Consider the following 25,525-nt stretch of genomic DNA (forward strand, 5'->3'; position numbering starts at 1 on the left):
GATCAGTCGAGACCGATCAGCACCTGGTCGGGCGGCCTGTGCCCATCCACCCACATCCGGATGTTGGCGATCACCTTCATTCCCGATTCCTCCCGTCCCTCGCGCGTGGCGCTGCCGATATGGGGAAGGGTCATGACGTTGGGATGCCGTATCAGTCGCGGATCGACGCGGGGTTCGTCGGGATAGACATCCAGCCCGGCGCCCGCGAGTTGCCCGCTTTCCAAAGCCAAGATCAGGGCTTCCTGCTCCACCAGATCGCCGCGTGCGGTGTTGATCAGGCTCGCGCCATTCTTCATCAGGGCAATCCGCCGGCCGTCGATCATGTGGTGGGTGCCCGGACCGGCGGGGCAGTGCAACGTCACGATATCGGCCCGCGTCAGGAGTTCGTCGAGATCCTGGACATAGGTTGCCGCAAACATGCGCTCGACCGCGTCGGGCAAGGGTTTGCGGTTATGGTAGATGATCTCTAGCCCGAAGGCGCGCGCACGGTGCGCCACGGCCTGGCCGATCCGCCCCATTCCCACGATGCCCAGTGTCTTGCCGGCCAGCTTGGTGCCCAACAGGGCCGTTGGCGTCCACCCGGTCCATTCGCCGCTGCGGATCAGTTCGACGCCTTCGCGAACCCTCCGCGGCACACCAATGATGCCGGCCATGGCGATGTCCGCCGTGTCATCGGTGAAAACGCCGGGCGTGTTCGTGACCATCACATGCCGGGCCGATGCGGCCTTGAGATCGAGATGTTCGGTACCGGCGCCGAAATTGGCGATAAGCGCCAGATTGTCGCCTGCCTGCGCGATCATGTCCGCGTCGATACGATCTGTGACCGTGGGAACCAGCACATCGCATTCTTGCATGGCTTCGACCAATTGCGCGCGCATCAGCGGCGTGTCGGTGCGATTGAGGGTAACGTCGAACAGTTCACGCATTCGATCTTCGACCGACGGCATGAGGTGCCGTGTCACGATGACACGCGGGCGCCGCTCGAGGCGTTTCGGGACCGTTTCGCTTGAGGTTTCCATGTAGATACCAGCGCTAGGGCGAGGCGAGTACGGCGGTCAAGCGCCTGCGATCCCCCGACGCGCGATTTCGGCGCACCATGGTTGCCGGACCGCAGTCGAATCGGGTAGGAGCATGACCATGGCTTTACGGTTTCTTCTCGTTTGTTTCCTGCTGCTTGGCGCTGCCTTTCCGGCGAGCGCCCAGGATCGTGATGTTCCCTATTGGGCAACGATCCGCGCGACGGAGCTGAACATGCGCGTCGGGCCGAGCGCGGATTACAAGATTGCATGGGTTTATCGGCGGCCCGGCCTGCCGGTGAAGGTGGTCCGCGTGATGGAAGGCTGGCGGCTGATACAGGATCCCTCGGGCACCAAGGGCTGGGTGGTAGCCCGCCTGCTGAGTCCCGATCGCGGTGCAATCGTAACCGGCGACGAAGCCACTGCGCTGCGCGATGGCCCTGCTGGCGACGCCGCGATCAAATGGCGCGTCGAACCCGGCGTGGTCGGCGTGCTTGGCGATTGCGAGGAGGGCTGGTGCGAATTTTCGATTGGCAACCGTTCGGGCTGGATCGCGCAATCCCGTTTGTGGGGCGCCGACGCAGAATAGACCAGCAGCTCGCACGGCGCGCGGGATTTTAGAGTTGAAGCCACATATCTTCAGGTGATTGGGGCGGCGCGAAACCCCGCGCCGCCCCATCGCGAATTATTGGGCAGGGGCCATCGCATTGCCTGCGTCGGCTTCGATCTTGCGAACAGTCGAGGCGACATTGCCCTGTGCATCGCGAATTTCGAAACTGCCATCAGGACCCGGCGCGCCGCCTGCGAAGCAGGCTTCGGGAGCGTCGCCCGCGGGATCGAAGCACATGTTGGCACCGTCCTGGCGCCACGTGCCGCGTTCGGTTTCGGCGCCATCGGGCGTGGCATCGACATAGGTGCCATCGGCGTTGATCGTCTCGATCACAACAGATCCGTCCGCGTTCTTCACTTCATAGGTGCCGGTCATGTCACCCGTGGCCGTGTCACCGATACCCGTATAGTCAGTTTCCGCTGGGGCTGGCGGCGCTTCTTCCTTGGAACCGCAAGCGGCGAGCGAAACAATGGCGGCGGCGAACACGAACTTTCTCATCGATGAATTTCCTTTTCCCGATATCGGTTCATGGCAAAGTACGTTGCCACGACACACGATGCACCAACGCTCCGGGCGGCCATATGGAGCCACCCGGAACGAATTTTGGTGTAGAAAGTGCGATTATTCGGAAGCTACGCGCACGCTGACGGTGCGACCATCGGTTTCGCTGACAGCGGTAAAGCTGCCGTCCGCCGCTGCTGCCGAACGGGTCCAGCATTCTTCGCCCAGGTTTTCGCCATCGCCTTCGGGATCGAAGCAGGTGCGCGCCCCTTCCTGGGTATAGGTTCCGCTCGCGTCGCCTTCGGGACCGGCCGAGGTATAGGTGCCGTCTGCACGGATTTCGTACGGTCCGGTGAAATCGCCGTCGGTGTATTCGTATTTGCCTGCGGCATGTTCGGCAGCCGGTGCCGGTTCGGCCACGGCGACCTCTTCAGGCTCGGCCTCAGGGGCTTCGGCCTGGGAACAGGCGGTCAGCGCCGCAATCGCGGCAAAAGCGATCAATTTCCTCATCGGGTTATCCTCTCAACCATTTTAGACGCGAACCCTGGCGCGAACCGGTCGATCTTCTGTCGGATCGACCGGTAAATGCGCCACAAATGGAGCGGAGGCAAATAAAGTCGAGTTAGAGGAGTTCCACCGCAACCGCGGTCGCTTCGCCTCCGCCGATACACAGCGAAGCGACGCCGCGCTTTTTCCCCTGATGTTTCAGGGCGTTCAGGAGCGTCACGATGATCCGCGTGCCGCTGGCGCCGATCGGGTGGCCCAGAGCGGTCCCTCCGCCGTTCACGTTGATCTTTTCATGCGGAATTCCGATGTCGCGCATGGCGAACATGGCAACGCAGGCAAAGGCTTCGTTCACTTCCCACAGCTCCACATCGTCCGCGCTCCACCCGGCCTTCTCGAGAACCTTGTTGATGGCGCCGACCGGGGCGACTGTGAATTCCGAAGGTTCCTGCGCGTGCGCGGCCATAGCGACGATTTTCGCGACCGGCGTCTGGCCATTCTGATTCGCGAGACTTTCGCGCGTCAGCACGACCGCAGCGGCGCCATCGGAAATCGAGGACGATGTTGCCGCGGTTATGGTGCCGTCCTTTGCAAAGGCAGGACGAAGCTGGGGAATCTTGTCCGGGCGGCCCTTGCCGGGCTGCTCGTCGTGTTCGACGGTCACATCGCCAGCGCGGGTCGAAAAAGTCACCGGAACCACTTCATCGGCAAAAGCGCCACTTTCGATCGCGGCGACCGCACGGCGAAGGGATTCGATCGAATACGCGTCCATGTCTTCGCGGGTCAGCTGGTATTCGTTGGCGGTATCCTGCGCGAATGTGCCCATGGCGCGGCCAGCTTCGTAGGCATCCTCAAGCCCGTCGAGGAACATGTGGTCATAGGCAGTATCGTGGCCGAGACGGGCACCGGACCGATGCTTCTTGAGCAGGTAGGGGGCGTTGGTCATGCTTTCCATGCCGCCCGCGACGACATAATCGACGGTTCCGCTGGCGAGCGCTTCTGCGCCCATGATCACCGTCTGCATGCCGCTGCCACAGACCTTGTTGACGGTGGTGGCCTGGACCGATTTGGGCAGGCCGGCCTTGACCATGGCCTGCCGCGCCGGTGCCTGGCCCAACCCTGCGGGCAGCACACAGCCCATGTAGGCGCGGTCGAACTTGTCACCGGAAACGCCGGAACGCTCCACCGCAGCCTTCACGGCGGTTGCGCCCAGATCGGTGGCGGAAACATCGGAAAGCGCGCCCTGCATCCCGCCCATGGGCGTACGGGCGTAGGAAAGGATGACAACGGGGTCGGTGGCGCTGAACTGGGTCATGCTTGTGCTAGTCCTTCGGTTCTGGAATATCGGTTGCCAATGGCGACCTATCTGGTTTCCCTGATAGGCTAGTGCTGCGCTGCAACAAAATCAAACGGAGAGAGCTATGGCTGACGACGACACGAGCAGGATGGAAACGGTCATGCGCAAGCAGCGCGCCGCGCATCACCAGATGCGGCCCGAGCCGATGGCCTTGCGCAAGGATCGGATCGAACGTGCGATCCGTTTGCTGAAGGAGCATGGCGAGGATCTGTGCAAGGTGATGAGCGCGGATTTCGGCAGCCGCAGCCCGCACCAGTCGATGATCACCGATATCGCCGGGACCGTGAATTTCGGAAAATATTGCCTCAAGAACATGGACAAGTGGGCACGTGCGGAAAAACGTCACGTCCAGTTCCCGCTGGGCTTGCTGGGTGCAAAGGCGGAACTGCGGTATGAACCCAAGGGCGTGATCGGCATCCTCAGCCCCTGGAACTTTCCCGTCAACCTGAGCTTTGGCCCGTTGATGCAGGTGTTCGCCGCAGGCAATCGCGCGATGATCAAGCCTTCCGAATTTACGGAAAAGACCAGCCTCCTGACACGGGAACTGATCGAGGAGTATTTCACGGAAGACGAATGCGCAGTCTTCACCGGCGGTCCGGAAGTTGCCCATGCGTTCAGCATGCTGCCGTTCGATCACCTGGTTTTCACCGGATCGACGGCGACCGGGCGCAAGGTCATGGAAGCCGCGGCGAAGAACCTCGTGCCAGTGACGCTCGAACTCGGCGGCAAGAGCCCCGTGTTCATGGGCGAAAGCGCGGATTTCATCAAAGCGGGTGAGCGTATCGCGCTGGGCAAGATGATGAATGCAGGGCAAATCTGTCTTGCTCCCGATTATCTCTACGTGCCTGAATCGCGCCAGGACGATGCCATTCACGGCGTCTGGCAGGGCACGGCGAATATGTATCCCACGCTGCTGGAAAACGAAGATTACGCCAGCGTCGTGACCGACCGCCATTTCGACCGGTTGCAGGACATCGTTGCCGACGCCCGCAGCAAGGGTGCCGAAGTGATCGAGGTCAATCCGGGTAACGAGGATTTCTCCAGCACCAACGCCCGCAAGATGCCGCTCACAATCCTCAAGAACGTGACTGACGATATGAAGGCGATGCAGGAGGAAATCTTCGGCCCGATTCTGCCTGTGAAGACCTATTCCCGCATCGATGAGGCGATCGATTACGTGAACGAGCACGACCGTCCCCTTGGCCTGTATTACTTTGGCCAGGATACCGGCGAACGCGAGAAGGTGCTGACCAAGACGATCAGCGGCGGCGTCACGGTGAACGACGTGATCTTCCATGTGTCGATGGACGATCTGCCGTTCGGCGGTGTCGGCCCGTCAGGCATGGGCAGCTACCATGGTGTGGAAGGCTTCCGTGAATTCAGCCACGCCCGCAGCGTCTACACCCAGCCCAAGATCGACGTTGCCAAGCTGGGCGGGTTCAAGCCGCCCTATGGCCCCGCGACGGAGAAAGCGATCAAGACCATGATGAAGTGAGGGCCTTCGCGCCTTCGCTGATTGCCTTCGCCATGCTGGCTGGCTGCGCACCAGTTGCGCGGCCAGCCACTTCCATTCCGACTTTTGCAGCGCAAGATTTTGCGACCGAGTGGCGCGCAGTCGGAACGGAGACCGGCGCGCTGGGTGAGATCGCCGATCTCGAGCGACTCGCCAGGGATTTTCCCGACAGCGGATCCGTCCGTCTGCGGCTCCTTTCCGCACAGGTTTCGGCCGGCGAGTTCGAAGGCGCTCTCTCAACTCTCGAATACCTTTATGCGCGTGGGTACGTCTTCAGCGAGGCTGGTCAGGCGCAGATCGGGAAGCTGATGGCGCCTGTCGGGGCGGGACGGATCGCTGAACGGCTCCGCGCTACCGCCGAGCCGATCGAGCGGAGCGAGCTTGTGGCGACGGTGCCCGCCATCGCCGAACTGCCCGAAAGCGTAGTGCGCGACCCCGTGACGGGCCGTTTGCTGGTGACGACCGTCGTGGGACGCTCGGTCTATGGGGTGAACCCGCAAGGCGCATGGTCGGAATTCAATCCGCTCGATTCGGATAATCTGAGCGGTATCGTTCGCAGCCCCGCGACGGGGGAATTCTGGGTGGCATCGGGCGACATCGATCAATCCGATGACGCGCTGCCGGCGTTCGCAGGATTGATAAAGCTGGGCGCAGATGGCGCCAAACCGGTGCGCCTTGCCGCTCCGGCGGGAGGGGCCCCATCCGACCTCGCGGTTTCCGCCGACGGCACGTTTTACGCCAGCGACCCGCTGAGCGGAGCAATCTATCGTGGTCGTGAAGGGGATGCCTCGCTCGGCATACTGGTTCCCGCTGGCACCCTGCGGTCCCCACAGGGGCTGGCGATCAGCGCGGACGGGACGAAGCTGTATGTGAGCGATTACCGCTACGGAATCGCGATCGTTGCGCTGACCGGTGGGAAAATCGCGCGTCTGTCGACAGAACTGCCGGTGTTACTCGATGGGATCGACGGCCTCTGGCGACACGGCAACGAGCTGGTGGGTGTTCAGAACGGCACCAGCCCGATGCAAATCGTTGCCTTGCAGCTTTCCGATGACAGTATGTCCGTGGTCGGTCACCGCGTCCTCGAGCGATCGCACAGGGAATGGACAGAGCCCTTGTCGGGCAGCCTGGACGGGGATGCGCTGCTCTATATCGCGAACGGCCAATGGGATATGTTCGTCGCTGGAAAACGGCTCGAGGGCAAGCCGCCACGCACGACACAAATCCGTTCGTTGCCCCTTGGTATGCCAAACCGCTGAAAAACGGCCCGCCACGCCCTTGCGCCATGCGGGCGAGGAGCCTAGAGGCGTGCCCGAACCGAACCCGCAGATGGAATCGCCAGCCCCGGCAAGGAACACAATGTGGTCGACCTTTCGCAATACCTCCCGATCCTGATCTTCCTGTTTATCGCCGTGGCACTCTCGGCGCTGTTCGTGTTTCTGCCCATGGGCGTGGCACGGCTGACCGGTGCGCATAAGCCGGACGCGGAAAAGCTCAGCGAATACGAGTGCGGCTTTCCTGCATTCGAAGATCCGCGCAGCCAGTTCGACGTGCGGTTTTACCTTGTCGCGATCCTGTTCATCATTTTCGATCTCGAAGCGGCGTTTCTGTTCCCCTGGGCGGTCAGCCTGGATCTGACCGGCTGGCCCGGCTGGATCACGATGATGATCTTCCTCGGCGAACTTGCCATCGGCCTCGCGTATGCGTGGAAGGTCGGCGCGCTGGAGTGGGAGTGATCGCATGAGCCAATCGACGATTATTACGCCGCCGAACGCCATGCCCACCGCCCAGCCGGGTGACGTGCGCCAGCCCGACGCGGACTACTTCAAGGCGATGCAGACCGAGGTGAACGACAAGGGCTTCCTCGTCACCAGCACCGAAGACTTGTTCCAGTGGGCCCGCACCGGCAGCCTGTGGTGGATGACCTTCGGTCTCGCCTGCTGCGCGGTCGAGATGATCCACGTGAACATGCCGCGTTACGATATGGAGCGTTTCGGTGTCGCACCGCGCGCCTCGCCGCGCCAGAGCGACGTCATGATCGTTGCCGGTACCCTGTGCAACAAGATGGCCCCGGCGCTGCGCAAGGTTTACGACCAGATGTCTGCGCCGAAGTATGTCATCAGCATGGGTAGCTGCGCCAATGGCGGCGGCTATTATCATTACAGCTATTCGGTTGTCCGCGGATGCGATCGGATTGTGCCGGTCGATATCTACGTGCCGGGCTGCCCGCCGACGGCTGAAGCGCTGCTTTACGGCGTGATGCAGTTGCAGCGGAAAATCCGCCGCGTGGGCACGATCGAGAGGTAAGGGCAGGGCATGGCAACGCTTCATTCCGCGCCCCGTTTCACCCGGATCGATGGGCTCAAGGACACGCTTTCCCAGGCGCTCGGCAGCATGCTTGTCGAGGCGCACGAGGAGCATGGCGAACTTCTTCTTCACGTGCAGCGCGACAGCATCGAAGACACGCTTCGGCTGCTGCGGGACACGCATGATTACCAGCAGCTGATGGAAATCGCCGGGGTGGATTACCCCTCGCGCGCCGAACGCTTCGAAGTCGTCTACATGCTGCTTTCATTGACGAAGAACAGCCGCATCATGGTCAAGGTCAGCGCGACCGAGGATACACCCGTTCCGACCGTCACGACGCTGTGGCCCAACGCGGGCTGGCTCGAACGTGAAGTGTTCGACATGTACGGCGTGCTGTTCTCGGGCAACACCGACCTGCGCCGCATCCTGACCGACTATGGCTTCGAAGGGCATCCCTTCCGCAAGGATTTCCCGCTGACCGGTTATACCGAACTGCGGTATTCCGAAGACCTGAAGCGCGTGGTTTACGAGCCGGTCGAGCTGGCGCAGGACCTGCGGCAGTTCGACTTCATGAGCCCGTGGGAAGGTGCCGATTATGTCCTCCCCGGTGACGAGAAAGCGGCAACTTCGCCCGTCGACGAACCGAAGACGACGGAAAAGCCCTCCGATACCGGTGCAGGCAAGAAGACGGACGCCAAGGCCGCCGAAAAGGTCAGCGTGGATGCACCGGCGAAGAAGGCGGGCGGCAAGGATGCCGCTGCTCCCGAGCCGACGGAAGATCGACCATCGCGGGCCAAGCGCCAGGGCAAGGCTTCGGGCACAGCCGAGGCGACCGAAACCAGGAAAAAGGCACCGGCGAAGAAGGCAACGGTGAAGAAGGCGGCAGCAAAGAAACCCGCCGCGAAAAAGCCCACCACCAAGCGCAAGGCACCTGCCACGAAGAAGGGTGACAGCTGATGCGTAAATTGCTTCCCCTTGCAATGCTCGCGCTTGCAGCCTGTTCGTCGGAACCGGCCGAGCAGGAAACCGCCGACGATTTCGCCTCGCGCATCGGACAGAGCGGGGCGCAGGCCCAGCTTGACCCGTCGCAGCCCGATCCGAACGCACCCAATGTCGCGCAGGCAGCACCGCCCGCGAATGTCGATCTGACCAGTTTGCAGCAATTGGGTGATGTCGGCGGCGTTAACCTGGGCCCGCGCGAGGGTGGTTGCACCTTCATGGCTGGCGAACAGGAAATGATCATTGCGGCCGGAATGAACGAACCCACGCTACCCGGAAAAGCCGTGGTTCGGGTGGGTAACACCCTCGTCATGATGGATGCCAGCGCTGGCGGACTTGCCGCAATCAAACGCGGCACGACCTTTGAAGGCGAAGGCTTCAAGGTTACCGTACGCCCCGCAGCGGGAGACGCGCAGACGCGCCCCGTGAATGTTTCAGTGACCGACGCGGCCGGCAAGTCGCAGACGTTCTCCGGCAACTGGATTTGCGCATGAGCATGCAGCTAGAACAGTCGCCCACCACCGGCGACGAAGTGATCAGCAACTACACGATCAACTTCGGGCCTCAGCATCCCGCAGCCCACGGCGTGTTGCGCATGGTGATGGAACTGGACGGCGAGATCATCGAGCGTATCGATCCGCATATTGGTCTGCTTCATCGCGGCACTGAAAAGCTGATTGAAAACAAGACGTATTTGCAGGCGCTGCCGTATTTCGACCGGCTCGATTACTGTTCGCCGCTTTGCATGGAGCACAGCTACGTCCTGGCAATCGAAAAGCTGCTCAATGTCGAAGTCCCGATCCGCGCGCAGTATTTGCGCGTGTTGTTCGCCGAGCTGACACGCATTTCGAACCACCTGCTCAACATCGGCGCGCATGTCATGGACGTCGGCGCGATGACGCCGAACCTGTGGGTGTTCGAACTGCGCGAAGATTGCATGAACTTTTTCGAGCGCGCTTCGGGTGCCCGGATGCACTCGGCATGGTTCCGTCCGGGCGGTGTCCATCAGGACGTGCCGGAGAAGCTGCTCGTCGACATTGGCGAATGGCTGGACACGCGTATGCCGGAACTGTTCGGTGACGCGATGAGCCTCGTGCTCGACAACCGCATCTTCAAGCAGCGCAACGTCGACATCGCCGTGGTGAGCAAGGACGATGCGATTGCGTGGGGCTTTTCGGGTCCGATGATCCGCGCTGCGGGCATTCCGTGGGACCTGCGCAAATCGCAGCCTTACGAAGTGTACGACCGTATGGAATTCGATATTCCCGTGGGCACGAACTCGGATTGCTACGATCGCTTCGTGGTCCGCACCAAGGAAGTGTACGAAAGCGCGAAGATAATCAAACAGTGCCTGGCCGAAATGCCGTCCGGCCCCGTGGCAAGCGACGACCGCAAGGTTGCCCCGCCCAAGCGGGCCGAGATGAAACAGTCGATGGAAGCGCTGATCCACCACTTCAAGCTCTACACCGAGGGCTTTCACGTGCCCGCGGGCGAAGTCTATGTCGCCACCGAAAGCCCCAAGGGCGAATTCGGCGTCTACCTCGTCAGCGACGGGTCGAACAAACCGTATCGCTGCAAGATCCGCCCGACGGCCTTCAGCCACCTGCAAGCAATGGATTTCATGTCGAAGGGCCACATGCTGCCTGATGCCACCGCCATTCTGGGCGCCATCGATGTCGTGTTCGGGGAGTGTGACCGCTAATGGCTGACCGTTCCCCCGCACCCGACACGGTCGAACTGCGCGAACGTTGGGGCGCTTTCGAGTTTACCGAACGCTACCGTGAGCGTGCGGACAAGGCGATTGCGCGCTATCCTGAAGGGCGGCAGCGCTCGGCGGTGATGCCGCTGCTCGACCTTGCCCAACGGCAGGTCGGCGAGGAAACCGATACGCAGGGCTGGTTGCCGCTGCCGGTGATCGAATATGTCGCCGACTATCTCGACATGCCGGTGATCCGCGTGCTCGAAGTCGCGACGTTCTATTTCATGTACAACATGGTGCCGGTGGGCAAATTCCACGTGCAGGTTTGCGGCACGACGCCGTGCATGCTGCGCGGTTCGGACGGGCTGTTCGAAACCTGCAAGAAGCGTGGCATGAAAAAGGGCCATGTGTCCGAAGACGGTCTGTGGACGCTGACCGAGGTTGAATGCATGGGCAATTGCGCCACCGCGCCGATGGTCCAGATCAACGACGACAATTACGAGGATCTGACGCCTGAACGGCTCGACACGATCCTGGACGCGTTGGCCACTGGCCAGACCCCGAAGGCGGGCACGCAGGAGCCGGGGCGCCACACGAGCGAACCGGCCAATGCCCTCAGCTCGCTGAACGACATGGTCGATGCCAACCACGATTACCGGGGTGACTGGTAATGGACGGTTCGATCATCACCATTATCGTCGCGCTTTTCGCGATCGTGTTGGCCTGGAAAGTCCTCAAGGGCATCGTGAAGACGATGGTACTGGCGGCGATCCTGATTGCCGCCGCTGTTTTCGTATTCGGAGGTTTCGCCTGATGCTTGCCGATAAGGATCGCATCTTCACCAACCTTTACGGCTTCCAGGATTGGGGCCTGAAGGCGGCGCAGCAGCGCGGCGACTGGGACGATACCAAGTCGCTGATCGCGCGCGGGCATGACAGCATCATCGACGAGATGAAGGCGTCGGGCCTGCGCGGCCGGGGCGGCGCGGGTTTCCCGACCGGCCTGAAATGGTCTTTCATGCCCAAGGAAAGCAAGGACGGCCGTCCCAGCTTCCTCGTCATCAACGCCGACGAATCCGAACCCGGTTCCTGCAAGGACCGTGAAATCATCCGCCACGATCCGCACAAGCTGATCGAAGGCGCGCTGATTGCCGGTTACGCAATGCGGGCGAGGGCGGCCTACATCTACATTCGCGGCGAATACATCCGCGAGGCGGAAACGCTCCAGGCGGCAATCGATCAGGCATACGACGCCGGCCTGATTGGCAAGAACGCCAGCAAGTCTGGCTATGATTTCGATGTCTTCCTGCACCGCGGTGCCGGCGCCTATATCTGCGGCGAAGAAACCGCGATGATCGAAAGCCTGGAAGGCAAGAAGGGCCAGCCGCGCCTTAAGCCGCCGTTCCCGGCAGGCGCGGGCCTTTATGGCTGCCCCACCACGGTCAACAATGTGGAATCGATCGCGGTCGTCCCGACGATCCTGCGCCGCGGCGCAAGCTGGTTTTCCAGCTTCGGCCGCGAGAACAACAAGGGCACCAAGCTTTTCCAGATTAGCGGGCATGTGAACAAGCCTTGTGTGGTCGAGGAAGCGCTTTCGATCCCGTTCAGCGAACTGATCGAGAAGCATTGTGGCGGAATCACCGGTGGCAAGGACAACCTCCTTGCGGTGATCCCGGGCGGTTCTTCGGTGCCATTGGTCCCGGCCGACCAGATCTGGGACGCGCCGATGGACTTCGACGGACTCAAGGACTTGGGCTCGGGCCTCGGCACGGCAGGCGTCATCGTGATGGACAAGTCGACCGATATCGTCCGGGCGATCAGCCGCCTCAGCTATTTCTACAAGCACGAAAGCTGCGGCCAGTGCACCCCCTGCCGCGAAGGTACGGGCTGGATGTGGCGCATGATGGAACGCCTTCGCACCGGCGATGCAGCGATCGAGGAAATCGATATGCTCCAGCAGGTTACCAAGCAGGTCGAAGGCCACACGATCTGCGCGCTCGGCGATGCCGCCGCATGGCCGATCCAAGGCCTTATCCGCCACTTCCGCCCCGAGCTGGAGCGCCGCATTCACGAACACAACGCCAAGTTTGCCGAGGCAGCCGAATAATGCCCAAGGTCACAGTAGACGGACAGGAAATCGAAGTTCCGAACGGCGCGACCGTGCTGCAGGCGTGCGAGCTTGCGGGCAAGGAAATCCCGCGCTTCTGTTACCACGAACGGCTGTCGATTGCCGGCAATTGCCGCATGTGCCTGGTCGAAGTGAAGCCCGGGCCGCCCAAGCCGCAGGCTTCCTGTGCGCTTCCCGCCACGGAAGGGCAGGAAATCCGCACCGACACGCCGATGGTCAAGACCGCGCGCGAAGGGGTGATGGAGTTTCTCCTGATCAATCACCCGCTCGACTGCCCGATCTGCGATCAGGGCGGCGAATGCGATCTGCAGGACCAGTCGGTTGCCTATGGCCGCGGCGGTTCGCGTTACGATGAGAACAAGCGCGCGGTCACCGAAAAATACATGGGCCCGCTGATCAAGACGGTCATGACCCGCTGCATCCACTGCACGCGCTGTGTGCGTTTCTCGGAAGAGATCGCCGGTGTGGACGAAATCGGCGCGATCGGTCGCGGCGAAGACATGCAGATCACTACCTACCTCGAGCAGGCGGCCGAACACGAACTGTCGGCCAACGTGATCGATCTGTGTCCCGTCGGTGCGCTGACCAGCCGCCCCTACGCGTTCGAAGCGCGTCCGTGGGAACTGAAGAAGACGCTGAGTATCGACGTGAGCGACGCAATCGGCGCGAATATCCGTCTCGATAGCCGCGGCCGCGAAGTGATGCGTGCGCTTCCGCGTATCAACGACGACGTCAACGAAGAGTGGATCAGCGACAAGGCACGCTACCAGGTCGACGGGCTTTCCAAGCGCCGTCTCGACAAGGTTTTCATGCGCAAGCGTGGCAAGCTGCAACCCTCCAGCTGGGACGAAGCCTTCGCCGCAATCGCCAAGGCAAAGCCCGGTAACAAGATCGCGGCGATTGCCGGCGACATGGTCGATTGCGAGACGATGTTCGCGGCAAAGTCGCTGCTGAAGGCGTGCGGCTCGAACCTGATCGAAGGCCGCCAGACCGGCATGGATTACGACGTATCGAACCTTGCTGCGGTGAATTTCAATTCGACTCTCGCAGGGATCGAAACCGCTGACGCGATCCTGATTGTCGGCAGCCACATCCGGTGGGAAGCTCCCCTCGTGAACGTGCGTATCCGCAAGGCGGTGAAGCGCGGCGCGCAGGTCTTCGTGGTCGGCCCCTTCTGGGATACCACCTATCCGGCGGTCTTCCTGGGGGACGATCTGGCCGCACTTTCTGATCTTCCCGAGGAAGTTGCCGACGTCTTCAACGCTGCCGAACGCCCGGCAATCATCATGGGCGGCGCGGCGCTGGCCAAGGGTGCGCTGGGCGGCGGACTTGCTTTTGCAAAGACCTTCAACCTCGATCGCGATGGCTGGAACGGCTTCAACGTCCTGCACTTCTCGGCGGCACGGATGGGCGGCTTGCTGCTCGGTTTCGCCCAAAAGGGCGGCATGGCGGATATCGCCAAGGCCAAACCCACTGTCATGCTTTCGCTTGGCGCCGACGAAATGGATTTCGAACCTTATGCCGATGCGCTCAAGGTTTACATCGGCCACCACGGCGACAAGGGCGCCCATGCGGCCGACATCATCCTGCCGGCTGCAAGCTATGCTGAAAAGGATGGCACCTACGTCAACACCGAAGGGCGCGTGCAATTTGCTGAAAAGGCTGTGTTTGCGCCGGGTGATGCGCGCGAAGACTGGACAATTCTGCGCGCCATGGCCGACGCGCTTGGCGTATCGGTCGGGTTTGACAGCTATGCCGAACTCCAGTCCGCCATGATCCGCGAAGTCCCGGCGTTGGGTAACGAAGGCCTGGCCCCGCTGGGGTCCTTGCCGACGGCGGATGTCGCGGCGAATGCCGAAGGCACCATTTCCGCCTATCCGATCAAGGATTTCTACCTGACCAATCCGATTGCCCGCGCCAGCGAGGTGATGCAGCGTTGTTCGAGCGAACTGCTGGGCGGCGAACTGGCGGAGGCTGCGGAATGACCGAGTTCTTCCAATCGCTTGGCATGAGCTACGAGTGGGCGTGGGGCGTCGCTACCGTTTCCGGTATCCTGCTCATCACTCTGCCGCTTCTTCTCGCCGTGGCTATGATCATTTACGTCGACCGCAAGGTTTGGGCGGCTATCAATCTGCGTCGCGGCCCCAACGTGGTTGGCCCGTTCGGCCTGCTCCAGTCTTTTGCCGACGGTTTGAAGGTATTCCTGCAGGAAACCATCGTTCCGAGTGCGGCGAACAAGGGCATCTTCCTGCTGGCTCCGATCGTCACCTTTACCGTGGCACTTGCGGCTTGGGCGGTGATCCCGTTCGACGCCGGCGTGGTGCTGGCGGACGTGAACGTCGGCCTGCTCTACATTCTCGCGATCAGCAGTCTGTCGGTTTACGGCGTGGTGATGAGCGGTTGGGCCAGCAACTCGAAATACCCGTTCTTCTCCGCGATGCGTGCGGCCGCGCAAATGATCAGTTACGAAGTTTCGATCGGATTCATCCTGATTTGTGTCGTGCTGTGGGCAGGGACGTTCAACCTCAGCGATATCGTGGAGGCCCAGCGCGGGCACGGCTTCGGCATCGTGAACGGTTATTTCTTCAACCTGCTCCTGTTCCCGATGTGGGTGGTGTTCTTCATCTCCAGCCTGGCAGAAACACAGCGCGTCCCGTTCGATCTTACCGAAGCGGAAAGCGAACTGGTTGCCGGCTACCAGACCGAATATTCCTCGATGAGCTTCGCGCTCTTCTGGCTCGGTGAATACGCCAACATCCTGCTGATGTGTTCGCTCAACACGATCCTGTTCTTCGGCGGTTGGTTGCCCCCGGTCGATTGGGCTCCGCTCTACTGGGTCCCGGGGATCGTCTGGTTCCTGCTGAAGACGTTCTTCTTCTTCTTCATGTTCAGCTGGGTCATGGCGACAGTGCCGCGCTACCGCTACGACCAGCTGATGCGGCTTGGCTGGAAGGTATTTCTGCCGATGAGCCTGATTTTTGTTGTCGTCATTTCGGGATATCTCATGGCCACGGGGCATTACGCATGACCGTCGCGCAGCTCGTTAAATCGTTCACCTTGTGGGAATTCGTGAAAGCGCACGCTCTCACGTTGAAGTATTTCTTCAAACCCAAGGTGACGCTTAACTATCCGTTCGAAAAAAATCCGATCAGCCCGCGGTTTCGCGGCGAACATGCCTTGCGCCGGTATCCCAACGGGGAAGAACGGTGCATCGCCTGCAAGCTGTGCGAGGCTGTTTGCCCGGCACAGGCGATCACCATCGAATCCGAGCCGCGCGAAGACGGCAGCCGCCGCACGACGCGCTACGATATCGACATGACCAAGTGCATTTTCTGCGGCTTTTGCCAGGAAGCGTGCCCGGTCGATGCCGTCGTCGAGGGGCCGAACTTCGAATATTCGACCGAAACGCGTGAGGAGCTGCTTTACGACAAGGCCAAGTTGCTCGCCAATGGTGACAAGTGGGAGCGTGCGATTGCCGCAAACCTTGAAGCCGACGCGCCCTATCGCTAACCGCCGCGCCAACGAGAAACGGGGCTCATGATTCAGACCTTCGCCTTTTACCTGTTCGCCGTGCTGCTGGTTGCCAGCGCCGTCATGGTGATCATGGCGCGCAATCCGGTGCATTCGGTGCTCTGGCTGATCCTGGCGTTTTTCAACGCGGCAGGATTGATGGTGCTGGTGGGGGCCGAATTCATCGCGATGCTGCTGGTTATCGTCTATGTCGGCGCGGTCGCGGTGCTGTTCCTGTTCGTCGTCATGATGCTGGACATCGACTTTGCCGAGCTTCGGGCCGGTTTCATCAGCAACTTCCCGCTCGGAATTGCCATCGCGCTGGTGCTGCTTGCGGAACTGGTCCTGGGCATCGGGGCTTACCGTGTCGGGGTTCTGGACCTTGGGGCGGCCAGCGGAAACGCAGCCCCCCTGCTGGACCGCTCGAACGTCGAAAACCTCGGCGCCGTGCTCTATCGCGATTACCTGTTCTTGTTCGAGGCGGCCGGCATTGTACTGCTGGTTGCGATGGTGGGCGCGATCGTTCTGACGCACCGCCAGCGCCCCGATGGCGCGCGCGGGCAGCAGGATATCGGCAAGCAGGTTCGCCGGAACCCGGATGAGGCAACGGTCATGAAGCAGCCGAAAATCGGCGAGGGGGTCGAGCTATGATCGGCATCGAACATTACATCGTCGTCAGCGCGATCCTGTTCGTGCTCGGCGTGCTGGGCATCTTCCTGAACCGCAAGAACATCATTGTCATCCTGATGGCAATCGAACTGATACTGCTCAGCGTGAATATCAATCTGGTGGCCTTCAGCGCCTTCCTCGGCGATCTGGTGGGGCAGGTTTTCGCGATGTTCGTCCTCACCGTGGCATCGGGTGAAGCGGCAATCGGGCTCGCCATTCTTGTCATCTATTTCCGTGGCCGCGGCACGATCGCGGTCGACGATGTCGACCGGCTGAAGGGATAAGCACCGGTGCAACCGATCCTCGTCATCGTATTTCTGCCGCTGATTGCGGCAATCGTCGCCGGCCTCGCCAACAAGGCTGCGCCCAGCGTGTTCGCCAAGTCGGTGACCACGGGCGCACTGTTCGTCAGCTGCCTTCTCAGCTGGCCCATCTTTCTGAGCTTCGTCGCGGGCGATGCCACGGCATCCGTCGTACCGGTGCTCAAGTGGATGCAGTCGGGCGATCTGGCTTTCGACTGGGCTTTGCGTGTCGATACGCTGACCGCAGTGATGCTGGTCGTCATCACGACCGTCTCTGCGCTCGTCCACCTCTACAGCTGGGGGTATATGGACGAGGACCCGGACCAGCCGCGGTTCTTTGCCTATTTGTCGCTTTTCACCTTCGCCATGCTGATGCTGGTGACGGCCGATAACCTGGTACAGATGTTTTTCGGTTGGGAAGGCGTGGGCCTCGCTTCCTACCTCCTCATCGGGTTCTGGTTCAAGAAACCCAGCGCCAACGCTGCCGCCATCAAGGCGTTTGTGGTCAACCGCGTGGGCGACCTCGGTTTCATGATGGGTATCTTCGGGACGTTCCTGGTCTTCGGGACCGTTTCGATTCCCGAGATCCTGGCCGCTGCACCCGGCATGAGCGGGGCAACCATCGGCTTCCTCGGTTACCGCGTCGCCACGATGGACGTGCTCTGCATTCTGTTGTTCATCGGCGCGATGGGCAAGTCGGCCCAGCTTGGCCTGCACACCTGGCTTCCCGACGCCATGGAAGGTCCGACACCCGTTTCGGCGCTCATCCACGCAGCCACGATGGTCACGGCGGGCGTGTTCATGGTCTGCCGCCTCAGCCCCATGTTCGAAACCGCCCCTGTGGCGCTCGGCATGGTGACCTTCGTCGGGGCAGCAACCTGCATCTTCGCGGCGACAGTCGGAACGACGCAGTGGGATATCAAGCGGGTCATCGCCTATTCTACCTGTTCGCAGCTGGGCTACATGTTCTTTGCGGCCGGCGTGGGTGCCTATGGCGCGGCCATGTTCCACCTGTTCACCCACGCCTTCTTCAAGGCGCTTCTGTTCCTTGGTGCCGGTTCGGTGATCCACGCGATGCACCACGAACAGGACATGCGGTATTACGGGGGCTTGCGTAAGCATATCCCGCTTACGTTCTGGGCGATGATGGCCGGCACGCTGGCGATAACGGGGGTCGGTATCTACTGGCTCCACGCCGGGTTTGCCGGGTTCCATTCGAAGGACGCGATCCTGGAGGTTGCGTTCGGTCGCGGCACGGAAATGGGCAATTTCGCGTTCTGGATGGGCACCTTTGCCGCGCTCCTCACCAGCTTCTACAGCTGGCGCCTGATGTTCCTCACATTCTGGGGCAAGCCGCGCTGGATCGCGAGCGAGCATATCCAGCATTCGGTCCACAAGACCCCGGAAGAAGCGGGCGCCGACACGACTGGTGGATACCACCCGCACGAAAGCCCGCTGTCCATGCTGGTTCCTCTCGGCGTGCTCAGCATCGGTGCGGTGTTCGCTGGCTGGGTGTTCAGCCACGCATTCCTCGACGACGCGGGCTTCTGGCAGGGATCGATCTTCTATAACGAAGCCCTGATCCACAAGATGCACGGCGTACCGCTTCCGGTTAAGCTGGCGGCCACGATCGTGATGCTGATCGGCCTCGTCGTTGCCTGGTTCGCCTATATCAAGGACACGTCCATTCCGGCGAAGGCGGCTGACCAGCTTGGTCCGGTTTATCGCTTCTTCTACAACAAGTGGTATTTCGACGAGCTCTACCACTACCTTTTCGTTGTCCCGGCCTTCTGGCTCGGGCGCCAATTCTGGAAAATCGGCGACATCGGCATCATCGACCGTTTCGGCCCCAACGGCGTTGCGTGGGTGGTCGAGAAGGGTTCTGTCGGCGCGCGAAGGTTCCAGACCGGCTACCTCTATAGCTACGCGCTGGTGATGCTCCTCGGGCTTGTCGCAGCGATCACCTGGGTGCTCTTCTGATGGATTTCCCGATCCTATCGATCATGCTGGCGGTTCCGTTGGCAGCGGCCATCGCGTGCCTTTTCCTGGGTGCGCAAACCGCGCGCATGGTTGCGCTGGGGGCGACGCTGTTCAACCTCGCGCTGGGCGTGCTGCTGTGGGCGAATTATGACATCGGCGGTGCCCAGTGGCAGTTTGTCGAACGTGCGGAGATCTTCGCCGGTTTCAGCTATGCGCTGGGTATCGACGGGATCGCGCTGATGCTCATCATGCTCAGCGTGTTTCTCATGCCGATCTGTATTCTTGCCAGCTGGGACGCGATTACAAAGCGTGTCGGCGAGTACATGGCAGCCTTCCTGCTGATGGAAGTGCTCATGATCGGGGTGTTTGCCGCGCAGGACATGTTCCTGTTCTACATCTTCTTCGAAGCCGGCCTGATCCCGATGTATCTGATCATCGGTGTATGGGGCGGCGACAACCGGATTTACGCAAGTTACAAGTTCTTCCTCTACACGTTGCTCGGCTCGGTCCTCATGCTGATCGCGATGATGTGGATGGTAAACGAGGCTGGCACCACCGACATCCCGACGCTGCTGAATTACGATTTCAGCCCCGCTGCTCAAACCTGGCTGTGGCTTGCTTTCTTCGCGAGCTTTGCGGTGAAGATGCCGATGTGGCCGGTCCACACCTGGCTGCCCGACGCGCACGTCCAGGCACCGACCGCGGGTTCCGTTATCCTTGCCGGCGTTCTGTTGAAGCTCGGCGGATACGGTTTCATTCGGTTCAGCCTGCCGATGTTCCCCGAAGCGTCCGCCCAGTTCGCGTGGCTGGTCTTTGCGCTCTCGATGGTCGCGGTGGTTTACACTTCGCTGGTGGCGCTGGTGCAGGACGACATGAAAAAGCTGATCGCCTATTCCTCGGTCGCCCACATGGCGATCGTCACGGCGGGGCTATTCGCATTCAACGTTCAGGGCATTGAAGGCGCCATGATGGTCATGCTCGGTCATGGCCTCGTCTCGGGTGCCTTGTTCCTGTGCGTCGGGATCATCTACGATCGCCTGCACACCCGTGAAATCTCGCGATATGGCGGCCTCAGCATCAACATGCCGAAGTACGCCCTGTTCTTCCTCCTGTTCACGATGGCGTCGGTCGGTCTGCCGGGGACCAGCAACTTCGTTGGCGAATTCCTCGCGCTTGCGGGCATCTACAAGGTGTCGACGCTGGTAACCCTGGTGTGCACCACGGGGATCATCCTTGGCGCTGCCTATATGCTGTATCTCTACCGCCGCGTGGCGTTCGGGCCGCAGGTCAACGAGGACGCCGCCCGGATGCTCGATCTCAATCCGCGCGAATGGGCCATGCTGGCACCGATTGCCGCGGCCGTGCTGTGGATGGGCGTGTACCCTGAAAGTTTCCTTGCGCCGATGCGGCAGGATATCGCCACGCTCGAAGCGCGCCTTGCACGCGCCGCTCCGGAAGGTGACAGCAAGCTTAAGGTGGGAACACCCAAGGAACACGCCGCCAACTTTGTCGAAGCCGCCCATGGTGAGGAGGGGGCGCACTGATGTCCTACGCCAGTTCGCTCTATTTCACCGGCACCGAAGTCGGCCTGTCGATCGCCGGCCTTGTGCTGTTGCTTGTTTCCGCATGGGGCGGCGCCAGGACGGCGCGGCTCGTTACCATCCTTACCGCAGCCGCTCTGTTCGGCGCCGCGATCTTCTGCGCCAATCTGTTCGGCCTTGCGTCCGGCGAGATCGCGGGTCGCGCGTTTGGCGATCTGTATCGCGCCGATGCCTTTGGCAGCTTTGCGAAGATCCTTATCTACGTTGCTGCTGCGGCGATCTTGATGGTTACGCCGCGGTATTTCGCGCACACGGCAACCTACCGTCCCGAATATCCGGTGCTGATGCTGTTCAACGCAGTGGGCATGGGCATGATGGTTTCGGCCACCGACCTGATGACGCTGTATATCGGCCTCGAGATGTCGAGCCTGTCGAGCTACGTGCTGGCAAGCTTTCTCAAGCAGGACACCCGTTCGAGCGAAGCTGGCCTCAAGTATTTTGTCCTGGGCGCGCTCGCGTCGGGCATCATCCTTTACGGCGTCAGCCTGATCTACGGGTTCACCGGAAGCACCAATTACGAGGGTATTCGTGCCGCGTTCGCGATGCAGTTCTCGACCGGTGCACTGATCGGGGTGGTGTTCGTGCTGGCCGGCATGGCCTTCAAGGTGTCCGCGGTGCCGTTCCACATGTGGACGCCCGATGTTTACGAAGGCGCCCCCACTCCGGTAACGGCGTTCTTTGCCACCGCACCCAAGGTCGCGGCGATGGCGATGCTCGTGCGCATGGCAATGGACCCCTTCGCGGGTGAAGTCGGCGCATGGCGCCAAATCGTCATCTTTGCTGCGCTCGCCTCGATCGTAGTCGGCGCGCTCGGCGCGATCGGTCAGCAGAACCTCAAGCGTCTGCTTGCCTATTCGTCGATCAACAACGTCGGTTTCATGCTGATCGGCCTTGCCGCGGCAACGCCCGCCGGTGTGGCCGGGGTCATGACATATCTGGCCATCTATGTGGCGATGACGATCGGCAGCTTCACGGCCTTGCTGATGCTGCGGGATCGCGCAGGCAACCAGCTCGAAACTTTCGCTGACATTTCCGGCCTGTCCACCTCGCGGCCGACGCTTGCCTGGTGCCTCCTTGCCCTCATGTTCAGCCTGGCGGGCATTCCTCCGCTGTTCGGTTTCTGGGGCAAGTTCGTGGTGTTCCAGGCTGCCGTTCAGGCCGACATGATCGCGCTTGCGGCCATCGGTATAGCGGCCAGCGTGATCGGCGCGTTCTACTACATCAAGTTCATCAAGGTGATGTTCTTTGATGAGCCAACGCGCGAGGTCGAGATGGAAAGCCCGGTCGGTCACTGGGTGGTGCTCGGCGTGTGTGTCGCGCTTGTTTCGCCGCTCGGTTATTTCCTGACCATTCCGCTGGGTGAGTGGAGCGCGCGCGCCGCGTCCGTGTTCGCCCTCGCGATGTGATCCGCACCCTCGCCGAAACAGGTTCGACGAACGCCGATCTTGCCGCTGGACTTCGGGCCGGCGATGCGTTGCACGAAGGTGCTTGGCTGGTGGCCGACCGCCAGACTGCGGGGCGGGGCAGGCAGGGGCGCGAATGGTTCGATGGTTCGGGCAATTTCATGGGTTCGACCATTGTCCGCATATCCCCGCAGGACCCGAGCCCGGCATCCCTTGCGTTGGTCGCCGGCATCGCGGCTTTCGAAGCCGTGGTTCCGCTGCTTGCCACGCCAAGCGCGCTTCGTCTCAAATGGCCCAACGATCTCATGCTGGGCGGGGCGAAACTGGCCGGTATCCTTCTCGAACGTGTTGGCGACGCAATCATTGTCGGCATCGGCGTGAACCTTGCCAAGGCTCCCGATTTGCCCGATCGGCGGACGGTTGCACTCGGCGATCTGGGTCCGGCGCCGGACCGCGATCTTTTCGCCCGCGCTTTGGCCGAGGCTTTCCGAAAAGAGGTCGAGCGGTGGCGAACCTATGGGCTTGAATCCTTGATCCGGCGGTGGGAAAGTGTTGCACACCCGATCGGCACCGAACTTCGTGTCCATCCCCCGGGAGAGGGATCGATAACCGGTTCCTTCAATGGGCTTACGCCCGATGGTGCCTTGTCGTTGCGCTTGGCGGATGGCTCGACCCGTGCCATCCACGCGGGCGACGTAAATCTCGCAATCGAGGAGGGCTGAGCCCATGCTGCTCGCAGCCGATGTCGGTAACACAAATGTGGTCTTCGCGCTGTTCGATGGCCGCGAGATCAAGGCGCGCTGGCGGATCGCGACCGACCCCCGGCGTACGGGTGACGAGTATGCGGTTTCGCTGCTTCGCCTCATCGAACTCGAAGGCTACACGCGCGAGGATATTACCCAGATCATCATCGGGTCCGTGGTGCCGCGCGCCATTCATAATCTCACCGTGCTGGCGGAAAAGTACTTCAACGTTACTCCGCTGATTTCAGGGACCGGCGATGCCGAATGGGGGTTCGAACTCGACATCGAACAGCCCAGTTCGCTTGGTGCGGACCGCGCGCTCAACACGCTGGCCGCGCATGAAAAATACGAAGGCGATCTGATCGTTGTCGATTTCGGGACGGCCACCACCTTCGATGCGGTCGACTTCACTGGTGCCTACAAGGGCGGCATAATCGCGCCCGGTATCAACCTTTCGCTCGATGCACTGGTGGGCAATACCGCGAAGTTGCCGCGGATCGCGATCGAAAAGCCCAAGAGCGCAAGCGTGATAGGCCGCAACACCGAAGACCAGATGCTGATCGGTGTCTTCTGGGGCTACGTATCGCTGATCGAAGGACTGATCCGGCGGATGAAGGAAGAAATCGGGCGTCCTGCCAAGGTCGTCGCGACCGGCGGCCTGGCGATCCTTTTCGATGAACACACCGACCTTTTCGACGCGGTCGACAGTGACCTGACGCTCGAAGGTCTTGCGATTTTGGCGGAGCGCGCAGCTTGAAGAAAGATTTCACCCCGGAAGACGAACTGCTTTTCCTGGCCCTCGGCGGGTCGGGAGAGATTGGCATGAATGTCAATCTATACGGCTGCAACGGCCGCTGGATTATGGTCGATCTGGGCATGACATTCTCCGGCGACCAGTATCCCGGTGTCGACCTGGTCTTTGCCGACCTCGAATTCATCGAGGAGCGCACCAAACAGCTCGATGCCATCGTCCTTACCCACGCCCATGAAGACCACATTGGCGCCGTGCCGTATTTCGCCGCCGATCTCGGTGTGCCGATCTACGCCACGCCGTTCACCGCCGATCTCGTCTCGCGCAAACTGGAAGAAGCCGGATTGCTGGGCGAGGTGGAGCTTCGTGTGATCGAGGACGATCACGGAAGCTTCAAGGTCGGTCCGTTCGAGATCACCTATATTCCGCTCGCCCATTCGATTGCCGAAGGCAACGCGTTGCTGATCGACACGCCGCACGGGCGCATCTTCCACACCGGCGACTGGAAGCTGGACGAAGATCCCATCATCGGGGAACCGACTACCGAGGAAGAGCTGACGGTCATCGGCGATGAAGGGGTGCTGGCACTGGTTTGCGACAGCACCAACGTGTTCAACCCTTCCGCGAGCGGATCCGAAGGCGCCGTGCACAAGGGCTTGCTGGAAGAAGTGCAGCGCCATGCCGGCAAGCGAATCCTTGTCACCACGTTCGCCAGCAATGTTGCACGCCTCCAGACCTTGGGCGATGTGGCCCGGGAAACCGGCCGGCAACTGTGCGTCGCAGGTCGTTCGCTCGACCGGATCATCGAAGTGGCACAAGCCAACGGCTACCTTCAGGATCTTCCCGATACGGTCGATTTCGACACGGCAATGGGGCTGCCGCGCGGCGAACTGCTGATCATCGCAACAGGCGGGCAGGGCGAACCGCGCGCCGCCCTGGCAAGGGTTGCGGAAAAGAACCACCCGCTCGAACTCGTCAGCGGGGATGTCGTGCTGTTCTCGAGCCGCCAGATACCCGGAAACGAAATTTCGATCGGAGCTGTCCAGAACCGCCTCGCGGCTCGCGGCATAACCATGGTCACCGATCGGCAGAGCATGATTCACGTTTCGGGCCATCCCGGCAGGCCCGAACTCGAAGCGCTCTACAGTTGGATACGTCCAGAAATTCTGGTGCCTGTGCATGGCGAAATGCGTCACATGCAGGAACAGGGAAAACTTGGGCGATCGAACGGCATTCCGGCATCGGTCGTGCAGCAGAATGGCGACATCGTCCGGCTCGCGCCCGGGGCACCGGGCAAGATAGCCGAAGTCCGGTCGGGCCGTCTTGTCCTCGATGGGGACATTATCGTTCCAGCCGATGGTGAAGCGATCGGGATGCGCCGGCGCATCATGCGCGAAGGGGTGGTGATCGTCGCCCTCGATGGTGAACTCAACCCCCGGATCGACAGCCTCGGCTTGCCGCTCGACGAAGATTACGACGACTTCATCGCTGAGACACAGGCCGACGTCGTTGCGGCTATTCAGAAACTGAAGGGCCCGGCGCGCAAGGAGCAGGGAGCGATCCACGAAGCTGCTCGCCTCGCCGCGCGCCGCGCTGCCCAGCGCTGGTCGGGCAAGCGCCCGCAGGTGCGCGTCATCCTTCCCAACCGATAGGCTTCGTTGTGCAGTGGACCAGCGTTCTAGCGATCTATTTCCTGTTTCTGGTGTTCAGCGCCTTCATGCTGTTGCCGTTCGGCGTGCGGACCCATGATGAAGCCGGGGTAGAGAAAGTGCCCGGACAGGCCGATAGCGCGCCGGTCGAATTCCGGCCGGGCAGGCTGATGGTTCGTGCAGCGGTGATCGCCGCGATCCTGACGGCGCTCTACGTGTTCAATTACATCAACGGGTGGATCGTGGCCGAGGATCTTATTTTCTTCGGACCAGAAGCACGCTGA

The 25,525-nt window shown here is 61.3% G+C and carries 27 protein-coding genes; 23 read left to right on the forward strand and 4 right to left on the reverse strand.

Features of this window, described 5'->3' with window-relative positions; all coding sequences use genetic code 11:
* Window positions 1–2: 2 nt before the first annotated feature.
* Window positions 3–1,019 (reverse strand): 2-hydroxyacid dehydrogenase, encoded by a 1,017-nt coding sequence (locus VR863_RS04810; protein ID WP_324827291.1) that lies wholly within the window; start codon window positions 1,017–1,019, stop codon window positions 3–5.
* Window positions 1,020–1,137: 118 nt separating this feature from the next.
* Between VR863_RS04810 and VR863_RS04815 the strand changes: the two genes are divergently transcribed.
* Window positions 1,138–1,605, forward strand: a complete 468-nt coding sequence (locus VR863_RS04815) for an SH3 domain-containing protein (RefSeq protein WP_324827292.1) — start codon at window positions 1,138–1,140, stop codon at window positions 1,603–1,605.
* Between the two features lie 96 nt (window positions 1,606–1,701).
* Here the strand turns inward: VR863_RS04815 and VR863_RS04820 are convergent, their stop codons facing one another.
* The 3 genes from VR863_RS04820 to VR863_RS04830 all read right to left on the reverse strand — a co-directional run bounded on the left by VR863_RS04820 (window position 1,702) and on the right by VR863_RS04830 (window position 3,946).
* Window positions 1,702–2,124: a hypothetical protein gene (locus VR863_RS04820; RefSeq protein ID WP_324827293.1), complete on the reverse strand. Its 423-nt coding sequence runs from the start codon at window positions 2,122–2,124 to the stop codon at window positions 1,702–1,704.
* A 123-nt stretch (window positions 2,125–2,247) separates the two neighbouring features.
* Complete coding sequence (locus VR863_RS04825) at window positions 2,248–2,637, reverse strand: hypothetical protein (protein ID WP_324827294.1); 390 nt, start codon at window positions 2,635–2,637, stop codon at window positions 2,248–2,250.
* 112 nt (window positions 2,638–2,749) lie between these two features.
* Entirely contained in the window at window positions 2,750–3,946 is a 1,197-nt protein-coding gene (locus VR863_RS04830) for a thiolase family protein (protein ID WP_324827295.1), read from the reverse strand.
* 106 nt (window positions 3,947–4,052) lie between these two features.
* Between VR863_RS04830 and VR863_RS04835 the strand changes: the two genes are divergently transcribed.
* The 22 genes from VR863_RS04835 to VR863_RS04940 all read left to right on the forward strand — a co-directional run bounded on the left by VR863_RS04835 (window position 4,053) and on the right by VR863_RS04940 (window position 25,525).
* The gene (locus VR863_RS04835; protein WP_324827296.1) at window positions 4,053–5,483 is read left to right on the forward strand and encodes a coniferyl aldehyde dehydrogenase; all 1,431 of its coding nucleotides are present in this window, start codon (window positions 4,053–4,055) and stop codon (window positions 5,481–5,483) included.
* Complete coding sequence (locus tag VR863_RS04840; protein ID WP_324827297.1) at window positions 5,480–6,760, forward strand: SMP-30/gluconolactonase/LRE family protein; 1,281 nt, start codon at window positions 5,480–5,482, stop codon at window positions 6,758–6,760. The genes VR863_RS04835 and VR863_RS04840 overlap by 4 nt, the downstream gene beginning before the upstream one ends.
* A 102-nt stretch (window positions 6,761–6,862) precedes the next feature.
* Complete coding sequence (gene ndhC, locus VR863_RS04845) at window positions 6,863–7,237, forward strand: NADH-quinone oxidoreductase subunit A (RefSeq protein ID WP_324827298.1); 375 nt, start codon at window positions 6,863–6,865, stop codon at window positions 7,235–7,237.
* Between the two features lie 4 nt (window positions 7,238–7,241).
* Complete coding sequence (locus VR863_RS04850) at window positions 7,242–7,808, forward strand: NuoB/complex I 20 kDa subunit family protein (RefSeq protein ID WP_324827299.1); 567 nt, start codon at window positions 7,242–7,244, stop codon at window positions 7,806–7,808.
* A gap of 9 nt (window positions 7,809–7,817) precedes the next feature.
* Window positions 7,818–8,765 carry an NADH-quinone oxidoreductase subunit C gene (locus tag VR863_RS04855; RefSeq protein ID WP_324827300.1) on the forward strand — a complete coding sequence of 316 codons (948 nt, stop codon included), beginning with the start codon at window positions 7,818–7,820 and terminating at the stop codon, window positions 8,763–8,765.
* The gene (locus VR863_RS04860; RefSeq protein ID WP_324827301.1) at window positions 8,765–9,301 is read left to right on the forward strand and encodes a hypothetical protein; all 537 of its coding nucleotides are present in this window, start codon (window positions 8,765–8,767) and stop codon (window positions 9,299–9,301) included. The genes VR863_RS04855 and VR863_RS04860 overlap by 1 nt, the downstream gene beginning before the upstream one ends.
* Window positions 9,298–10,509, forward strand: a complete 1,212-nt coding sequence (locus tag VR863_RS04865) for an NADH-quinone oxidoreductase subunit D (protein ID WP_324827302.1) — start codon at window positions 9,298–9,300, stop codon at window positions 10,507–10,509. Before VR863_RS04860 ends, VR863_RS04865 begins: the two co-directional genes overlap by 4 nt.
* On the forward strand, window positions 10,509–11,177 hold the full coding sequence (locus VR863_RS04870) for a complex I 24 kDa subunit family protein (protein ID WP_324827303.1): 669 nt from the start codon (window positions 10,509–10,511) through the stop codon (window positions 11,175–11,177). Before VR863_RS04865 ends, VR863_RS04870 begins: the two co-directional genes overlap by 1 nt.
* Complete coding sequence (locus VR863_RS04875; protein ID WP_324827304.1) at window positions 11,177–11,320, forward strand: hypothetical protein; 144 nt, start codon at window positions 11,177–11,179, stop codon at window positions 11,318–11,320. Before VR863_RS04870 ends, VR863_RS04875 begins: the two co-directional genes overlap by 1 nt.
* Window positions 11,320–12,612 carry an NADH-quinone oxidoreductase subunit NuoF gene (nuoF, locus tag VR863_RS04880; protein WP_324827305.1) on the forward strand — a complete coding sequence of 431 codons (1,293 nt, stop codon included), beginning with the start codon at window positions 11,320–11,322 and terminating at the stop codon, window positions 12,610–12,612. The genes VR863_RS04875 and nuoF overlap by 1 nt, the downstream gene beginning before the upstream one ends.
* The gene (nuoG, locus tag VR863_RS04885; RefSeq protein ID WP_324827306.1) at window positions 12,612–14,618 is read left to right on the forward strand and encodes an NADH-quinone oxidoreductase subunit NuoG; all 2,007 of its coding nucleotides are present in this window, start codon (window positions 12,612–12,614) and stop codon (window positions 14,616–14,618) included. Before nuoF ends, nuoG begins: the two co-directional genes overlap by 1 nt.
* Window positions 14,615–15,661: an NADH-quinone oxidoreductase subunit NuoH gene (nuoH, locus tag VR863_RS04890; RefSeq protein WP_324827307.1), complete on the forward strand. Its 1,047-nt coding sequence runs from the start codon at window positions 14,615–14,617 to the stop codon at window positions 15,659–15,661. Before nuoG ends, nuoH begins: the two co-directional genes overlap by 4 nt.
* Window positions 15,658–16,143 carry an NADH-quinone oxidoreductase subunit NuoI gene (gene nuoI, locus VR863_RS04895; protein WP_324827308.1) on the forward strand — a complete coding sequence of 162 codons (486 nt, stop codon included), beginning with the start codon at window positions 15,658–15,660 and terminating at the stop codon, window positions 16,141–16,143. Before nuoH ends, nuoI begins: the two co-directional genes overlap by 4 nt.
* Window positions 16,144–16,170: 27 nt before the next feature.
* Window positions 16,171–16,794, forward strand: coding sequence for an NADH-quinone oxidoreductase subunit J (locus VR863_RS04900; RefSeq protein ID WP_324827309.1), 624 nt, complete (start codon window positions 16,171–16,173; stop codon window positions 16,792–16,794).
* Complete coding sequence (gene nuoK, locus VR863_RS04905) at window positions 16,791–17,096, forward strand: NADH-quinone oxidoreductase subunit NuoK (RefSeq protein ID WP_324827310.1); 306 nt, start codon at window positions 16,791–16,793, stop codon at window positions 17,094–17,096. The genes VR863_RS04900 and nuoK overlap by 4 nt, the downstream gene beginning before the upstream one ends.
* Window positions 17,097–17,102: 6 nt before the next feature.
* Window positions 17,103–19,094, forward strand: coding sequence for an NADH-quinone oxidoreductase subunit L (gene nuoL / locus VR863_RS04910; RefSeq protein ID WP_324827311.1), 1,992 nt, complete (start codon window positions 17,103–17,105; stop codon window positions 19,092–19,094).
* Window positions 19,094–20,638 carry an NADH-quinone oxidoreductase subunit M gene (locus VR863_RS04915; protein WP_324827312.1) on the forward strand — a complete coding sequence of 515 codons (1,545 nt, stop codon included), beginning with the start codon at window positions 19,094–19,096 and terminating at the stop codon, window positions 20,636–20,638. The genes nuoL and VR863_RS04915 overlap by 1 nt, the downstream gene beginning before the upstream one ends.
* Window positions 20,638–22,101, forward strand: coding sequence for an NADH-quinone oxidoreductase subunit NuoN (gene nuoN / locus VR863_RS04920; RefSeq protein WP_324827313.1), 1,464 nt, complete (start codon window positions 20,638–20,640; stop codon window positions 22,099–22,101). The genes VR863_RS04915 and nuoN overlap by 1 nt, the downstream gene beginning before the upstream one ends.
* The gene (locus VR863_RS04925; RefSeq protein ID WP_324827314.1) at window positions 22,098–22,820 is read left to right on the forward strand and encodes a biotin--[acetyl-CoA-carboxylase] ligase; all 723 of its coding nucleotides are present in this window, start codon (window positions 22,098–22,100) and stop codon (window positions 22,818–22,820) included. The genes nuoN and VR863_RS04925 overlap by 4 nt, the downstream gene beginning before the upstream one ends.
* 4 nt (window positions 22,821–22,824) lie before the next feature.
* Window positions 22,825–23,598, forward strand: coding sequence for a type III pantothenate kinase (locus VR863_RS04930; protein ID WP_324827315.1), 774 nt, complete (start codon window positions 22,825–22,827; stop codon window positions 23,596–23,598).
* Window positions 23,595–25,244 carry a ribonuclease J gene (locus VR863_RS04935; RefSeq protein ID WP_324827316.1) on the forward strand — a complete coding sequence of 550 codons (1,650 nt, stop codon included), beginning with the start codon at window positions 23,595–23,597 and terminating at the stop codon, window positions 25,242–25,244. Before VR863_RS04930 ends, VR863_RS04935 begins: the two co-directional genes overlap by 4 nt.
* Before the next feature lie 8 nt (window positions 25,245–25,252).
* Window positions 25,253–25,525, forward strand: coding sequence for a DUF1467 family protein (locus VR863_RS04940; protein ID WP_324827317.1), 273 nt, complete (start codon window positions 25,253–25,255; stop codon window positions 25,523–25,525).

Origin of the sequence: Qipengyuania zhejiangensis (genome assembly GCF_035607565.1) — a bacterium.
GTDB lineage: Bacteria > Pseudomonadota > Alphaproteobacteria > Sphingomonadales > Sphingomonadaceae > Qipengyuania > Qipengyuania zhejiangensis.

What these genes read in the sequence shown, in the direction of transcription:
- nuoH (WP_324827307.1), top strand. Translation starts at nt 14,615, where the DNA reads ATGACCGAGTTCTTCCAATCGCTTGGCATGAGCTACGAGTGGGCGTGG.
- VR863_RS04815 (WP_324827292.1), top strand. Translation starts at nt 1,138, where the DNA reads ATGGCTTTACGGTTTCTTCTCGTTTGTTTCCTGCTGCTTGGCGCTGCC.
- VR863_RS04820 (WP_324827293.1), bottom strand. Translation starts at nt 2,124, where the DNA reads ATGAGAAAGTTCGTGTTCGCCGCCGCCATTGTTTCGCTCGCCGCTTGC.
- VR863_RS04865 (WP_324827302.1), top strand. Translation starts at nt 9,298, where the DNA reads ATGAGCATGCAGCTAGAACAGTCGCCCACCACCGGCGACGAAGTGATC.
- VR863_RS04830 (WP_324827295.1), bottom strand. Translation starts at nt 3,946, where the DNA reads ATGACCCAGTTCAGCGCCACCGACCCCGTTGTCATCCTTTCCTACGCC.
- VR863_RS04875 (WP_324827304.1), top strand. Translation starts at nt 11,177, where the DNA reads ATGGACGGTTCGATCATCACCATTATCGTCGCGCTTTTCGCGATCGTG.
- VR863_RS04850 (WP_324827299.1), top strand. Translation starts at nt 7,242, where the DNA reads ATGAGCCAATCGACGATTATTACGCCGCCGAACGCCATGCCCACCGCC.
- VR863_RS04810 (WP_324827291.1), bottom strand. Translation starts at nt 1,019, where the DNA reads ATGGAAACCTCAAGCGAAACGGTCCCGAAACGCCTCGAGCGGCGCCCG.
- nuoF (WP_324827305.1), top strand. Translation starts at nt 11,320, where the DNA reads ATGCTTGCCGATAAGGATCGCATCTTCACCAACCTTTACGGCTTCCAG.
- nuoI (WP_324827308.1), top strand. Translation starts at nt 15,658, where the DNA reads ATGACCGTCGCGCAGCTCGTTAAATCGTTCACCTTGTGGGAATTCGTG.
- VR863_RS04835 (WP_324827296.1), top strand. Translation starts at nt 4,053, where the DNA reads ATGGCTGACGACGACACGAGCAGGATGGAAACGGTCATGCGCAAGCAG.
- VR863_RS04870 (WP_324827303.1), top strand. Translation starts at nt 10,509, where the DNA reads ATGGCTGACCGTTCCCCCGCACCCGACACGGTCGAACTGCGCGAACGT.
- VR863_RS04825 (WP_324827294.1), bottom strand. Translation starts at nt 2,637, where the DNA reads ATGAGGAAATTGATCGCTTTTGCCGCGATTGCGGCGCTGACCGCCTGT.
- nuoN (WP_324827313.1), top strand. Translation starts at nt 20,638, where the DNA reads ATGTCCTACGCCAGTTCGCTCTATTTCACCGGCACCGAAGTCGGCCTG.
- nuoG (WP_324827306.1), top strand. Translation starts at nt 12,612, where the DNA reads ATGCCCAAGGTCACAGTAGACGGACAGGAAATCGAAGTTCCGAACGGC.
- VR863_RS04860 (WP_324827301.1), top strand. Translation starts at nt 8,765, where the DNA reads ATGCGTAAATTGCTTCCCCTTGCAATGCTCGCGCTTGCAGCCTGTTCG.
- VR863_RS04930 (WP_324827315.1), top strand. Translation starts at nt 22,825, where the DNA reads ATGCTGCTCGCAGCCGATGTCGGTAACACAAATGTGGTCTTCGCGCTG.
- nuoK (WP_324827310.1), top strand. Translation starts at nt 16,791, where the DNA reads ATGATCGGCATCGAACATTACATCGTCGTCAGCGCGATCCTGTTCGTG.
- VR863_RS04900 (WP_324827309.1), top strand. Translation starts at nt 16,171, where the DNA reads ATGATTCAGACCTTCGCCTTTTACCTGTTCGCCGTGCTGCTGGTTGCC.
- VR863_RS04855 (WP_324827300.1), top strand. Translation starts at nt 7,818, where the DNA reads ATGGCAACGCTTCATTCCGCGCCCCGTTTCACCCGGATCGATGGGCTC.
- VR863_RS04915 (WP_324827312.1), top strand. Translation starts at nt 19,094, where the DNA reads ATGGATTTCCCGATCCTATCGATCATGCTGGCGGTTCCGTTGGCAGCG.